This window comes from Rhodomicrobium lacus, from assembly GCF_003992725.1.
Lineage (GTDB): Bacteria > Pseudomonadota > Alphaproteobacteria > Rhizobiales > Rhodomicrobiaceae > Rhodomicrobium > Rhodomicrobium lacus.
In genome coordinates this window covers 799,474-812,765 of sequence record NZ_RZNF01000012.1, presented here as the reverse complement: position 1 = coordinate 812,765, position 13,292 = coordinate 799,474, and the positions used below count along the sequence as shown (strand labels likewise).

The window sequence follows — 13,292 nt, the reverse complement described above, 5'->3', positions numbered from 1 at the left end:
TACCGTTATCTTGGTCCACCTGAGTCAGCTCGGGCGGGGCATTCGTTCACTCCCGAGCAGGACATAGAATGTCGGCAACACAAACAGCGTGAACAACGTCCCGACCAGCATTCCCATCACCACCACGATGCCGATTGCGAAGCGGCTCGCCGCTCCCGCGCCGGTCGCGAAGAGAAGCGGCACGAGGCCCGCCACCATGGCCGCCGTCGTCATGAGGATCGGCCGCATCCGCACCATCGCCGCCTTGAGGATGGCCTGCCGCTTTCCGGCGCCCTCGCGTCGCTGGATGTCGTTCGCAAACGCCACCATCAGGATACCGTGTTTCGAGATGAGCCCTATCAGCGTCACCAGCCCGATCTGCGTGTAGATATTGAGCGTCGTGTAGCCGAGCCAGAGCGGCACGAGCGCACCGCAGACCGCGAGAGGCACGGTGACGAGGATCACCAGCGGGTCGCGGAAGCTTTCATACTGGGCCGAAAGCACGAGGAAGATCACGATCAGCGCGAAGCCGAAAGTAACGGTCAACCGGTTGCCTTCCTGCACATACTGGCGGCTGTCGCCGAGCCAGTCGATGGTGACGCCCGGCGCACGCGGCAGCGACTCCATGAATGCAACCGCCTGGCCCATGGTCACGCCGGGCCTCAATACGGCCGAGAGAGTTGCGGCGTTCATCTGATTGAACTGCGGCAATCGGTTGGGTTGCGGCATGACATCGAGCTTGATGAGGGTGGCGAGCGGCATCATCGCACCCGATCTGGCCCGAACGTAGAAGCGGCCGAGCGCATCCGGAGTCACGCGGTCGGGTTGGCGGACCTGCGGTATCACGTCGTAGGATCGGCCATAATAGTTGAAGCGGTTGACGTAGTTTTCGCCAACGAGCACGGCCATAGTGTCGGCTATTGCCTGCATGGTGACGCCGACCTCTCCGGCCTTCGCGACGTCGATGCGCATCCGCGCCGTCGGACTGTCGAAAGCGAGGTCGCTGTCGACAAACACGAAGAGGCCGCTGCGCCGTGCCGCCGCCTTCAGCACCTCCATTTCCTGATAGATTCCGTCGTAGTCGGCGGGCGAACGCAACACCATCTGGAACGGCAGGCCGCCCGTCGAGGCGGGGAGCGCCATCGGCTGGAACGGCGTGACCGAGGCGTCATGCACGCTTCTGACGGCTCGATAGAGTTGGGCCTGAATGTCGGTGGACGTTCGTTCGCGTTCACTCCACTCCTTCAGGATAATGCCGCCGAAGGCGTTGTTCATGCCATCGGTGCCCACGACGAAGAAGTTCGCCGCATATTCGGGGAAGGACCGAAAGATCCGCTGAACGTCGGCGGCTGCTGACGCCGTGTAGTCGAGATTGGCGTATTGCGGCGCGCGGACGGCGGTGAACACGTACCCCTGATCCTCCTGCGGGGCGAGTTCGCGTTTGGCGCCGAGGAAGAGCACCACGATGGCGGCGACCATCGCGCCCGCGACGAGCAGCACGACCGAGCGCATGTTCAGCGTTCGGTCGAGCACACGGCCGTAGGTGCCCGCAAGCGCCGTCAACAGGCGCTCTGCCAGCCGGGCAAAGCGGCTTTCGCTGGCCTTGCCGCTCAAAAGTTGCGAACACATCATCGGCGAGAGAGTAAGCGCGACAACTCCCGACACGACCACTGATCCGGCCAGCGTGAAGGCGAACTCCCGGAACAGACTGCCGGTCAGGCCCTCCATCAGCCCGATTGGCGCATAGACTGCGGCGAGAGTGATCGTCATCGCGATGACCGGGCCTATAATCTCACGCGCCCCGGCGAGTGCCGCCTCGACCGGCGAATGACCCTCCTCGATATGGCGGTGGATGTTCTCGACGACCACGATGGCGTCATCGACCACCAGCCCGATCGCCAGCACCATGGCGAGAAGAGTGAGCAGATTGAGCGAGAAGCCGAACGCCAGCATCAGCGCCGCCGTGCCTACGAGCGACAGCGGGATGGTGACGACGGGAACGACGACCACGCGCAGCGAGCCCAGGAACAGGAAGATCACGACGACGACGATGAGAACAGCTTCGACGAGTGTCCGCAGCACCTCGTCGATCGAAGCGTTCACGAAATGGGCGACGTCGAACTGGTTCTCCACCTTGAGCCCGGGCGGAGCGACGATCTGCATGCTCGGGATCAGCGCCTTCGTCGCCGCCACGATTTCCAGAGGGTTGCCGTCGGGTGTCGGCGCGATTTTCAAATAGACGGCCCGGCGGCCACTCGCCCAACCGAGCGTCTTATGGTTCTGGCTACCGATCTCGACATCGGCGATATCGCGGAGCCGAACGAGGCCGCTGGCGCTCGTCTTGATCACCATCTCGCGGAAATCGCCGACAGAGGTGGCGTCGGTCGTTGCCGTAATGCTGGTGATGCTCCGGTCGCTTTCAAGCTGCCCCGGCGCCGCCTGGACGTTGTTGGCGCGCAGCGCTGCCGCGACGTCGCCCGCCGTCAGATTGCGGGCGGCGAGCTTCACCGGATCGAGCCAGACGCGCATGGCGAGCGCCTGCGCGCCCGCGAAGTCTGCGGAGGCGACGCCCTTCACCGAGGTGATCAGCGGCTGACCGACCCGCGTGACGAAATCGGTGATCTGCGGGATCGTCAGCGTGTCGCTGACAAAAGCGATATACTGGACGGCAGAAGCGCCATCGGTGATCTTCGTGACGACCGGATCGAAGGCGCCCTGCGGCAGGCGATATTTGACCTGCTGGACCTTGGACAGAACCTCGGTCATCGTCCGGTCCGAGTCCGCGTTGAGAACGAGCTTCGCCTTGACCTGGCTCTGCCCCATCGTGGAGGTCGAGGTCAGATATTCGATCCCGCTCGCGGTCGCGATCGCCTGCGCAATCGGCGTAGTGACGAAGCCTTGCATCACGTCCTGCGTGGCGCCGGGGAAGCCCGTCTCGACCGTGATCGTCGCGCTTTGCAGGTTCGGATATTGCCGCACCGGCAGCAAGAAGAACGCATTCACCCCCGCCAGCAAGATCAGCAGGCTGACGACGATGGACAGGATCGGCCGGTGAATGAACAGATCGGTGAATCGCATCGCGCGCGCCTATTCCTTCGCCCTGGTGGCGGCAAGAGTGACGGCCGCGCCCGGCTGCACGCGGAGTTGCCCCGTGGTGATGACAACGTCGCCAGCCTCCAGGCCGCGCTCCACGACGACGTACGCGCCAACCCTTCGTCCCGTCTCGACCAGCACGATCTCGGCCTTGCCGTTGCGGACCACATAGGCCGTGTCGCCGGACGGACCTGTTACGACCGCGGTCACAGGCACGAGGATTGCCTTGACGCGCGGCGGCAGGCCCACTTTCGCGGTGACATAAAGGCCGGGGCGGAGCGCGCCGTCCGCGTTCGCGAGCGTGGCCTGCACCGAAATATTGCGCGTCTCCGCGGCGATCATCGGCTCGATGGCGTTGATATGGGCTTCAAAGTCTCGTCCCGGCCACGCATCGGTCCGCAGTGCCACCTTGCCGCCGTTCACAAGCTTCGAAAGTTCCTGCTGCGGAACCGTGAAATTGACGTACAGCCGATCAAGAGCTGTCAAACTTACGAGCGGCTCGCCCGCGTTCACATATTGTCCGAGGTTGACGCGGCGCACACCCAGCCGGCCGGCGAACGGCGCGCGGATGGTGCGTTGCGTGAGGCGCGCTTCAGCCAGTTGCACCGCCGCTTCGGCCTGCGCGAGTTCCGCCGCGCGCTGCTGGAGCATCTGGCGCGACTCAGCGCCCTTCGGTGCGAGGTCCTGCGCGCGGTCGAACTGAAGCCGCGCGAACTCCAGTTTTGCCTTCGCCGTTTCGAGATCGGCGCGCTCTGGCGCATCGTACAGACGGACGAGTTCAGCCCCCTTTGCCACCTCCGCCCCGGCTTCGAAATCGATCGAGATCACGCGGCCCGCCACTTCCGGCGCGAGCGTCACTTCGTTCACTGACGAGAGCGAGCCTATGGCGTCCAACTCCTGAGGCAAGTTCTCGGGTTCGACGGTCATGGCCACGACCTCAATGGGAGGCAGGGCTTTAGAACCGGACGATTGCAGTCTCGTCGAGCGCCACGCATAGACCCCCGAAAAAACGGTTGTGAGTATCAAAAGAGCGAGAATGTGGACTGAAACGGATGTCGCGAAAAAGGGGCGGCGCGTCGGATTAGCCATGAGCGGCCTCCCGCACGTCGGAGGCGGCGATCCAGAATGCGCAGCAAAGATCGGTTTCGCAGAAAAGGGTGCTGATCCTCAGCGTCTCAAGCCACATCAGAACGGCGAGAAGCGTCAGAAAACCGATGAACAGGGCCGGACCAAGCGAACGGTCCGGACGTGTGCGATAAAGCCAGGCCTTGAAACGGTTGATCATGTCGGCCCCTCCTGAAGACGTCCGCTGAGACGTTGCGGGACTTGCCCTTGCAAGCCGACATGGACTATAAAACCTCAACTAATGTTGAGGTCAAGCATGCGCGGGCATGCTCCAACGCGTCGCAACGTCGCAACGGCGAAGGCCGTCATCGAGAGGGAAGCCATGGAGACGGACGAAGATATCAAGGTTACGCTCAGCGTCGGCGAGGTCGCCAAACGCGCGGGCGTAGCGGTCTCCACTCTGCATTTCTATGAATCGAAGGGGCTTATCGAGGGGTGGCGCACCGACGGCAACCAGCGGCGTTACCATCGTTCCGTTTTGCGCCGCGTTGCGATCATCCGCGTTGCACAGCGCGCGGGCATTCCGCTCCAGGTCGTCCGCGAAGCGCTGAAGGATTTCCCGCAAGATCGGCCGCCCGACGTCGAAGACTGGAAGAATTTTTCGATCGCTTGGCGAGACATGCTCGACGAACGTATCGCCGCGCTGACCGAACTTCGCGAGCATCTCATAAATTGCATAGGCTGCGGATGTCTTTCGCTCCAGGAATGCCCGCTGCGCAACCCCGGCGACGAACTGGGACATGAGGGCGCTGGCCCGCGCCGGCTTGCTTCCACCATCGGAGGCGCAGAAAGCCGAGAGTGCCAACCCGAGTCAGAATGATTTCGGAGCACCAATGGTCTTACAACGCATTTCGCTGGCGTCGGTTGAACTTTTGCAGGTGCGCAGGCCGACGGACTGAAGGCATGGATAAGTGCGAACGCCAGCTTCTGACTATTCCAGTAGAAATTGCGCACTCTGCCGCAAGAAAACGCAACTCACCCCTCGGAAGCAAGCGGCGTTCCACTGATGCGTTCGTCGCCAGAGCGGCCAGGCGAATGATGAAGGCATTGCCAAGAGGCGGCTTCAGGACTTATGCGGACGATTTGCAGACACGGCTACCGGCGAAGCCCTGCGACATCATCGTAATTGGTGGGAAGCGGGTGAGCGAATTGAATCCCCAGAACGATGCCCCGAACATGCGGGTTTGGTCATATTCGGACATCATCTCCAGGGCTCGTCACGAGGTTGAATGTCTGCTGAGCAGAGCGACACGTCTTGTATGAACCCGACCCTTAGGTGACTTCTCAAGCTTTTGCACTTGTAACCACCGTATAATCACGGCTTCGACCGCCCAGATTCGACGCGCCGCGACACCGTTCGCTCCCGATTGCGTTCGGGTACGGAATTTTACAATTCGGAATTGGCAGGGAAGTGGTGCCGCTTGCGTGACTCGAACACGCGACCCCCTCATTACGAATGAGGTGCTCTACCGGCTGAGCTAAAGCGGCGATGCGGGCCAACCCGCGAAACATGCATAGCAACGGACTTCTCGTGGTGCAAGCCCGCTTTGAAAGATATTTGGCGGAAATCTCGATACTCTATACGAGGCGCGGCTACCGCAAGGCGCCGCGACCGCACACGGTTGGCACTTTGCGTTCGACCTGCTCGTCGCCCGCGCTCAGCGGCGCCGGAAGCGGTCGACCGGCGTCGTCACCTCCTCGGCCTCCACCGTCGTCTCCGGCGTTGTGATCAAAGCGTTGGACGTTGCCGTGTCATTAGCGGGCGTAGGAGGCGTCTTGGACGGATCGGCCCCCTCCTTGCCCACAGGAGAGGCGACGACGTCCACCGGCTCGTTCGAGCGGCCAGACAACCCCTTGGCCTTCGCGTAGGAGTCCGGCAGCGATTCACCTTCGAGCGAAACGACGTCCAGGGCTGAAATCTCTGCTGCGAAGTCTTCGGAGGTTGGTGTCGCGTTGGCGGGCGGGGTCTTCCATTCAAAGCTGCCAAGCGCGCCGGTCGTCGGCGATATCGGCTGCCATTCGGCGGATATGGTGCCATCCGAAGCCACCCAGACCGGATCCGGAGCGCCGCGCGCCGCTTTTGCAAGCCATTCGCGCGCACGGCCTGAATCACGGTTCTGACCGGCCTCGATGCGCGCCATGAGGCGGCACACCCGCGCGGTCGGATTGTTGGCGAGATAGGGTTCGAGTGCCAGCCTCGCCGTCTTCCATTCCTGTGCGTCGATGGCAGCCACGGCAACGGCGACCGCACCTTCGAGCGTCTGCGCCCCGGCCGCGACGAGGGACTTTACACGGGCAAGGCGGTCACGGGGCGAATCGCCGCGCCGCGCGTGAGCAAAGGTGAGCGCGATCTCGGGATGCTGGGTCGAGCGCCAGGCTTGCGTGAGAATTTTCGTGGCGCGCGATGTCTGGCCCTGCGTGGTAAGGATCCGGCCCGCCACGACAGCGGCGGGGATCAGCGTGGGCGACAAGTCAAAAGCTTCCGTGGCGTATGCCAGCGCCTTGCTTGGCTGCGAATCTTCAAGCTCGATGGCAAGCTGCGTCAGAAGCAGCGAACGGCGCCTGTCGGCTTCGGGCTTGGCGAGATGGCGGTGTTCCTTTGCGATCTGAAGCGTTTTCAGCGCTGCCCGCCAGTCGCCTTCGCGGGTCTGGATTTCGAAAAGCGCGCTCGAAGACCACGACAGCGCGGGGTTGGCGGCGAGCGCCCGTTCCGCAAACTGCTTGGCGGCCTCGTTCTGATTCGCTTTCTTCGCCTCCATGTAAAGACCGCGAAGGCCAAGCTCGGCCATTTCCGGCTTTTCCAGCATGCGCTCGAAGGCCTGCCGCGACGCAATCGAGTCCTCGTTCAGCTGTGCCGACTGCGCCTGAAGAAGAAGGGCCAGAGGCTCGTTCGGCACGGTCCGCCTCGCAATGGCGTCCGCCTTGAGCGCGGCGGACTTGTCGCCCGCTCCCGCTGCGAAGATACCGCGTCGCACGGCTTCCTGACCGATGCGCTGGCGGCGGCGCTGGACCCTGTTGCGGAACTTCTTCGGTCCGGTCCAGGTGAGGAGGCCCAGCCACCCCAGAAGGAACACGATGACGAAGGCCAGCAGCAGCGCTACCGAGCCGATGAAGACGCTCGTCTGGATGTCATAGCCGAGCCACTGGATGGTTACGCTTCCCGGCCGGTCCGCAATCCAGGCAAACCCGACGGCGACAAGGACGATGAGCAGGAAATAGCCGATGAGGCGGGTCATGACTTGAATTCCAAAGTTAGCGAGTTCGCGCGTGGTTGCCGGTTGTTCAGTTCTGGACGCCCTGAGGTTTCGTCAGGGTCGCGATAAGCTGCTGATCGGTGTTCTTCACGGCCTCGTCTGCAGCGACGCGGGCTTTTACTTGCTCAAGCCACGCGACGATTTCCTCTTTGGCCGTAGAAGGAAGCGTATCCGAGGCCGCGAGGGCACCCGCCGCATTTCCCGCCTTCAGCGCGGACGAAACCCGCCCGAGGATGGCCTCGACCGTGTCGCCACCATCGCCGGACGGCTTGACCTGAACCGCGGAGCGCGCGCGCGCCACCACCTGGCCGACGACGCTGTCGGGCGACTGCTTCTGATAGTGCCGCTGGATCGCCACGCGCGCCGCATCCTCGAAACTCGTCCGCAGCGCGGCGATGGAAGGCACACCCTTGTCCTTGTAGGCGGCGAGCGCCGACACCGGAAGCTTTTCAGGCGACAGGTTTTCGATGGCCGTCAGTTCTTCGGCGAAGGGGCGCCCTTCGGCGACCGCGCGCTTGAAGTTTGCAAGAGCAAGCGAAAGGGCGGCATTGCGGGCGTCGGCACGCCGCTCGCCAAGACCGCGTTCGATGTCCGTGATGCGATCGCCGATTGGGGCGATCTGCGCCGCGACGGCCGCTTCGACCACTTCCTTGCGCGGCTCGATGCCGGGCTTCTGCTCGACGGCTTCGATTCGCTGCGTCAGCGATTGCAGCGAGGCGCTCGCATCCTTGCCGGTATTCTCAAGCGCATCGAGACGGTTGTTGACCTCCGTAAGATCGACGGGCGGCACGGCCGGAGCCGCCGTTTCGGCCACCGCCTGCGGCCGCGCGCGTACGGCCTCGCCAAGCTGCGCCGTCCGCTGCTGGAGATCGGCGATCTGCCTGCGCGCTTCCGCGTCCGTGCCCCCGGTCGTGTCGGCGGCGACCGTGAAATAGACCGCGCCTGCGCCAACGAGGCCGCCGATGACGCCCGCTGTCAGCGTCTTCAAAAGGCCGCCCCCGCTTGTCGGTTGCGGTGCCTGGTCGATGATTTGCGGTTTCGGACGGGGCGAGGTGTCCGCGCCTGCCGCCGCTGGCTGAGCCTTTTCGCCATCGATGATAGTCGGTCTCGGTTTCTTGTCTTCGGGCATCGTCGGACCAGCCTATTTATCTTTTTTGCAAGCGCCTTCTTCCACAAGATCGTGTTCTCGGAAGGGCAGAGGTTGCGCCTAACTTACAAGGTCAAGAAGAGCCTTGCGATTCGGCCTTTCGGATATGTAAACGCGACGCGCGTCGAGCGTCTCAAGTCGGTGCGCCACAGTTTCCGATATGCAAAAATACGCCAGTTTTTTAGCGCATTCAGCCAATCGATGCCTGTGACATAATGAAACGTATATTTCGGCCGTGCGCGGAGAGAGCAGCGTCACGCCGTCGAGCGTGCCCCGTTCGATCATGTCCGCGACCTCGGGCTTGAACGCCTCGGCGGCTTCCATGGCGTAGACGGCCAGCGACCGCGACGGCATGCCGTGGCGTGTCAATTCTCCAACGATATCGAACGCAAGATGTTCTCCCGCCAGGTGGACGAAGCGTGTGCCCGGCGCAGCCGCATCGACGATCGCGGCAGCGAGCTTTTCGCCCGTGTCCTCGATGGCAAGCGGCTTTTGAAGGCCGCTATGTCTGGCGCGTCGCGCGGTAGCATCTCCGACACAGTATATGGGGAAGCGGGCAAGTCCACCGATTGCGCCCGCCTGTTCCAGCGCGCGCAGCGTGTTGCCGCTCGTCACGATAAGCGCGTCGGTCTCTTCAAGCGCCGCTGCGTCGAAATCGAGCGCGTGAAGTTCGATGAGCGGCTGAAGCACGGGCTCATGCCCCCGCTCGCGCAATTCGTCGGCGAATGGACCGGCGTCCTGCTCCGCTCTCGTTACCAGCAAACGCATGCCGCCTCCGCTGTCGGATGGTCCTGCGCCGGTGCGGTCGGACTGACACTCGATTCGCCCGCAGCGTGGGCTCTCATATCAAAGTCAATCGTCATACTGCACGGGATTCGATAAATGCGGTGCTCTTCTGGAGTCTGGGTTTGCCTGTGCATCAGTCAGGCGAAACGTCTGCATCGAAGCACCAGTTGCGGACGCCGCGACGTGCGGCGTTCCGCTTGATACGCGATCATGTCATTCGGTGGCGGGGAAACAGTCCTTGCCGCCCACCGCGAAAAGCTCTTTCGCCGCATCCTTACCCATCGCTGCCGCGTCGTTCGCGCTGCCTTCGCGGGTGGTTTCATAGATGCGTGCGCCGTCGGGCGTAAGGATCGCGCCCTTGAAAGATATCTTGCCGTGACCGTCGTAGCGGGCGAGCGCCGCAATCGGCGTTCGACAGGAACCGTCGAGTTCGCTGAGGAATGCGCGCTCGGCATTGATGGCATAGCCAGTCGCTTCGTCGTGCAGCGCCATGATGAGTTCGCGCGTCACCTGATCGTCGGAGCGGATTTCGATGCCGATCGCGCCTTGCGCGGGAGCGGGCAGCATTTCTTCAACGGGGATATGGTCGGTGATGCGGTCGGAGAGACCGAGACGGTTCAAGCCGGCGGACGCCAGGAGCGTCGCGTCGGCAACGCCCTCTTCGAGCTTCCTCAGCCGCGATTGAACGTTGCCGCGGAACAGCACCGTCTTCAGATCCGGACGCTTGTTCTTGATGAAGGCTTCGCGGCGAATGGAAGCCGTTCCGACGACCGCGCCCTCCGGCAAGTCGGAGAGAGATTTCGCCTTCGTCGAGATGAACGCGTCTCGCACGTCCTCACGCGGAAGATTGCAGGCGATCTCAAGACCGTCCGGCAGAAAAGCCTGCACGTCCTTCATCGAATGAACGGCAATGTCGATCTGGTCCGCAAACAACGCCTCTTCAAGTTCCTTGGTGAAAAGCCCCTTGCCTCCAACCAAAGACAAGGCCTTGTCGAGGATTTTGTCGCCGGTCGTCTTGATGACGACACGCTCGAATTGTACCTCGTCGCCATAGATCGCGGCCAGGCGGTTCTGTACTTCCGTAGCTTGCGCCAGAGCCAGCGCACTGCCACGGGTACCGATGCGAATTTGCCTTGCGTCTGAGTGATTTTTCATGGTTGTGTTGACTTAGGTTGTAGGGGTGCGTCCGGTTTTTTGAGGATGCAGAGGATTGGGACACTAAGCATATCGCAGCCGCAAGGTACAGCACTAAAGCAAGACGGAATTAGACACGGATCATGCAGCAACGCGCGAGCACCGGAGCAACTAAGGAGCCGGGGGCGACAAAAGACCGCGAGTTGACAGTGCTGGGAATCGAGACGAGTTGCGATGAAACCGCCGCTGCAATAGTCCGGCGCGACCCTTTCGGTAACGGCACACTTCTCTCGTCTATCATACGTTCGCAATTCAACGATCACGAAGCCTATGGCGGCGTCGTGCCGGAAATTGCCGCGCGCGCTCATGTGCAGGTCGTGGACAGCATCGTGGAGGCCGCGCTCGTAGAGGCGCAGCTCGACTTCGACGACCTCGACGGCGTGGCAGCGACGGCGGGGCCGGGGCTGATCGGCGGCGTCCTCGTGGGCCTCGTCACGGCGAAGGCCATCGCGCTCGTTCACGATCTCCCGCTTGCCGCGGTGAACCATCTCGAAGGCCACGCGCTGACGGTCGGCCTCACGGAAGGGCTTCGGCCGCCGTATCTCCTTTTGCTGGTGTCGGGCGGCCATACGGAATTTCTGAAGGTTGACGGTCTCTTTCGATACGAGAAGCTCGGCGGCACCATCGACGACGCTCTCGGCGAGGCTTTCGACAAGGTCGCGAAGATGCTCGGCCTCGGCTTTCCCGGCGGCCCCGCCGTTGAGCGCACGGCGGCCAGCGGCGATCCGTATCGCTTCGATCTGCCGCGACCTCTGGCAGGGCGCACCCGCCCCGACTTCTCGTTTTCCGGCCTCAAGACCGCCGTGCGTCAGGTTGCGCTCACGCACGCGCCTGTGTCGAGGCAGGTTGCGGCCGATCTCTGTGCGTCGTTCCAGAAGGCTGCGGCGGACGTCGTGCGCGACAGGCTTCGCGCGGCCATGACCATCTATGAAGCATCCGGCCTGCCGCGGCGGCTTGTGGTGGCGGGCGGCGTCGCGTCCAACCGCGCGCTGCGAGCTGCGCTTCTCAGAGAGTGTGAAGCTTCTGAATACACGTTTCACGCCCCGCCACCCGGGCTTTGCACCGACAATGCGGCAATGATCGCCTGGGCGGGGGCTAACCGGATCGCAGCCGGCCTCGTAGACGGCCTTGACGTCGCGGCACGCGCGCGCTGGCCAATTTCCGAAGTTCCGGCCCCGGTCGAGGCGGTGAAAGAGCTTTCCGCGGCGGAATGACCCTGAAAGGGCCAGCGGGTTGCGCGGTCTCCGCCGCCCCGCTACCACAGCCGCCTCAATCGTAAGCTCGCAGCCGCATGGCTCGCGGCATTTTGGAAAGGGCGGCTCGATCATGGCCACGAACACTTCCGGCGAGGCGGCGCGTTTGCAGCACATCGGCGTCATAGGCGGCGGCGCGTGGGGAACGGCGCTTGCGCAGTCCGCCTGCCGCGCGGGGCGCGAGGTCACGCTCTGGGCTTACGAGTTCGAAACGGTTGCCGAAATCAACGATCACCGCACGAACCGCGTCTATCTGCCGGGCGTGGCGCTCGATCCACGCATACGCGCGACGGCCAAGGCGAAGGACGTCGCGGCGGCTGACGCTCTCCTCTTCGTCGCGCCTTCGCAGTTCTCGCGCGCCGTAGCCAGCGAAGTCGCGCCACACCTTCGAAGCGGCACGCCCGTCGTAATCTGCACCAAGGGCGTGGAGAACGGCACGAACGCGTTCATGAGCGAGGTGGTGCGCGAAGTTGTGCCCGGCGCCGAAATCGCTGTCCTTTCCGGCCCGAGCTTTGCGGGTGAGGTCGCGCGCAATCTGCCCACGGCGCTGACACTGGCCTGCCCGGACGAGACGCTCGGCGCGGAACTCACCGCCGCCCTCGCGCATCGCACCTTCCGCCTCTACTGGACCGACGACGTCACGGCCGCACAGGTTGGCGGCGCGGTGAAGAACGTGCTGGCGATCGCGGCAGGTATCGTTGAGGGTCGGAAGTTCGGCGCGAATGCGCACGCGGCCATGGTCACGCGCGGTTTCGCGGAACTCGTGCGGCTGGGGCGCGCGCTCGGCGGACGCTTCGAAACGCTGACCGGGCTTTCCGGGCTCGGCGATCTCATCCTGACCGCGTCGAGTGTTCAATCGCGCAACATGTCGCTCGGGCTGGCGCTCGGGCAAGGCCGCATGCTTTCCGAAATTCTCGGCCAGCGGAAATCGGTCTCCGAGGGCGTGCATTCGGCGGGCGCCGTGGTCGCGCTGGCGGCGAAGCACGGGGTGGAGATGCCTATCTGCGAGGCCGTGCATAGCATCGTCAAGGGCGAGACGAGCGTGGATGACGCCATCGATGCGCTGCTGTCGCGCCCGCTGCGCGCCGAGGTGGATTTCCCGCCTGCCTCGTAAAGCCCAAGCTGTTCCGGCCGTCACCCAACACCCGTCTGGAGAGGCGCGAGCCAGCAAGTGTTGCCACAGTTTACAATCTGTTCGCCTTAAGCCGTTATTGGAGCCGATTAGCACTCTTTCCCGGAACGAACCTGCCGATAAGCGCCTTGCGTCACACAAACGATGCGGAGGCGGTTATGACGTTCTGTCGAGAAATCTTTCTTGGAAGCGCGATTTCGATGTTCACTTTGGCTGGCTTCGCGGCAGCCGACGAACAGGGTCCGCTAAACAGCCCGATAAGAAGTCAAAACCCTTCGGTTTTCAACGGCAAGGACACTTTGAGTCATCTGGCTCCGGCGGTATGGCAA

Annotated in this window: 10 protein-coding genes and 1 tRNA gene; 3 read left to right on the top strand and 8 right to left on the bottom strand. The window is 63.2% G+C overall.

What is annotated here, in order from left to right; genetic code table 11:
* Positions 1 to 24: 24 nt before the first annotated feature.
* The 3 genes from EK416_RS13175 to EK416_RS13165 all read right to left on the bottom strand — a co-directional run bounded on the left by EK416_RS13175 (position 25) and on the right by EK416_RS13165 (position 4,357).
* The gene (locus EK416_RS13175; RefSeq protein WP_127078218.1) at positions 25 to 3,057 is read right to left on the bottom strand and encodes an efflux RND transporter permease subunit; all 3,033 of its coding nucleotides are present in this window, start codon (positions 3,055 to 3,057) and stop codon (positions 25 to 27) included.
* 9 nt (positions 3,058 to 3,066) lie between these two features.
* Positions 3,067 to 3,999: an efflux RND transporter periplasmic adaptor subunit gene (locus EK416_RS13170; RefSeq protein WP_245434053.1), complete on the bottom strand. Its 933-nt coding sequence runs from the start codon at positions 3,997 to 3,999 to the stop codon at positions 3,067 to 3,069.
* 154 nt (positions 4,000 to 4,153) lie between these two features.
* On the bottom strand, positions 4,154 to 4,357 hold the full coding sequence (locus EK416_RS13165; protein WP_127078214.1) for a hypothetical protein: 204 nt from the start codon (positions 4,355 to 4,357) through the stop codon (positions 4,154 to 4,156).
* A 162-nt stretch (positions 4,358 to 4,519) separates the two neighbouring features.
* Here EK416_RS13165 and soxR point away from each other — a divergent pair, with 162 nt between their 5' ends.
* Positions 4,520 to 5,017, top strand: a complete 498-nt coding sequence (gene soxR / locus EK416_RS13160; protein WP_127079772.1) for a redox-sensitive transcriptional activator SoxR — start codon at positions 4,520 to 4,522, stop codon at positions 5,015 to 5,017.
* Between the two features lie 592 nt (positions 5,018 to 5,609).
* On the opposite strand, the gene EK416_RS13155 is transcribed toward soxR, so the two are convergent.
* The 5 genes from EK416_RS13155 to hemC all read right to left on the bottom strand — a co-directional run bounded on the left by EK416_RS13155 (position 5,610) and on the right by hemC (position 10,539).
* Positions 5,610 to 5,685, bottom strand: a tRNA-Thr gene (locus EK416_RS13155).
* 170 nt (positions 5,686 to 5,855) lie between these two features.
* Positions 5,856 to 7,433 (bottom strand): heme biosynthesis protein HemY, encoded by a 1,578-nt coding sequence (locus EK416_RS13150; RefSeq protein ID WP_127078212.1) that lies wholly within the window; start codon positions 7,431 to 7,433, stop codon positions 5,856 to 5,858.
* A 46-nt stretch (positions 7,434 to 7,479) separates the two neighbouring features.
* Positions 7,480 to 8,580 carry a COG4223 family protein gene (locus EK416_RS13145; RefSeq protein ID WP_127078210.1) on the bottom strand — a complete coding sequence of 367 codons (1,101 nt, stop codon included), beginning with the start codon at positions 8,578 to 8,580 and terminating at the stop codon, positions 7,480 to 7,482.
* Between the two features lie 78 nt (positions 8,581 to 8,658).
* Entirely contained in the window at positions 8,659 to 9,366 is a 708-nt protein-coding gene (locus tag EK416_RS13140) for a uroporphyrinogen-III synthase (protein WP_127078208.1), read from the bottom strand.
* Positions 9,367 to 9,597: 231 nt separating this feature from the next.
* Complete coding sequence (gene hemC, locus EK416_RS13135) at positions 9,598 to 10,539, bottom strand: hydroxymethylbilane synthase (protein ID WP_127078206.1); 942 nt, start codon at positions 10,537 to 10,539, stop codon at positions 9,598 to 9,600.
* Positions 10,540 to 10,721: 182 nt separating this feature from the next.
* On the opposite strand from hemC, the gene tsaD reads away from it, so the two are divergent.
* On the top strand, positions 10,722 to 11,792 hold the full coding sequence (tsaD, locus tag EK416_RS13130; RefSeq protein ID WP_127078204.1) for a tRNA (adenosine(37)-N6)-threonylcarbamoyltransferase complex transferase subunit TsaD: 1,071 nt from the start codon (positions 10,722 to 10,724) through the stop codon (positions 11,790 to 11,792).
* A 112-nt stretch (positions 11,793 to 11,904) separates the two neighbouring features.
* On the top strand, positions 11,905 to 12,945 hold the full coding sequence (locus EK416_RS13125) for an NAD(P)H-dependent glycerol-3-phosphate dehydrogenase (protein WP_127078202.1): 1,041 nt from the start codon (positions 11,905 to 11,907) through the stop codon (positions 12,943 to 12,945).
* The last annotated feature ends 347 nt before the right edge of the window (positions 12,946 to 13,292 follow it).

Coding starts and splice junctions, on each gene's coding strand:
- EK416_RS13175 (WP_127078218.1), bottom strand. CDS start 3,057: ATGCGATTCACCGATCTGTTCATTCACCGGCCGATCCTGTCCATCGTC.
- EK416_RS13170 (WP_245434053.1), bottom strand. CDS start 3,999: ATGACCGTCGAACCCGAGAACTTGCCTCAGGAGTTGGACGCCATAGGC.
- EK416_RS13165 (WP_127078214.1), bottom strand. CDS start 4,357: ATGATCAACCGTTTCAAGGCCTGGCTTTATCGCACACGTCCGGACCGT.
- soxR (WP_127079772.1), top strand. CDS start 4,520: ATGGAGACGGACGAAGATATCAAGGTTACGCTCAGCGTCGGCGAGGTC.
- EK416_RS13150 (WP_127078212.1), bottom strand. CDS start 7,433: ATGACCCGCCTCATCGGCTATTTCCTGCTCATCGTCCTTGTCGCCGTC.
- EK416_RS13145 (WP_127078210.1), bottom strand. CDS start 8,580: ATGCCCGAAGACAAGAAACCGAGACCGACTATCATCGATGGCGAAAAG.
- EK416_RS13140 (WP_127078208.1), bottom strand. CDS start 9,366: ATGCGTTTGCTGGTAACGAGAGCGGAGCAGGACGCCGGTCCATTCGCC.
- hemC (WP_127078206.1), bottom strand. CDS start 10,539: ATGAAAAATCACTCAGACGCAAGGCAAATTCGCATCGGTACCCGTGGC.
- EK416_RS13125 (WP_127078202.1), top strand. CDS start 11,905: ATGGCCACGAACACTTCCGGCGAGGCGGCGCGTTTGCAGCACATCGGC.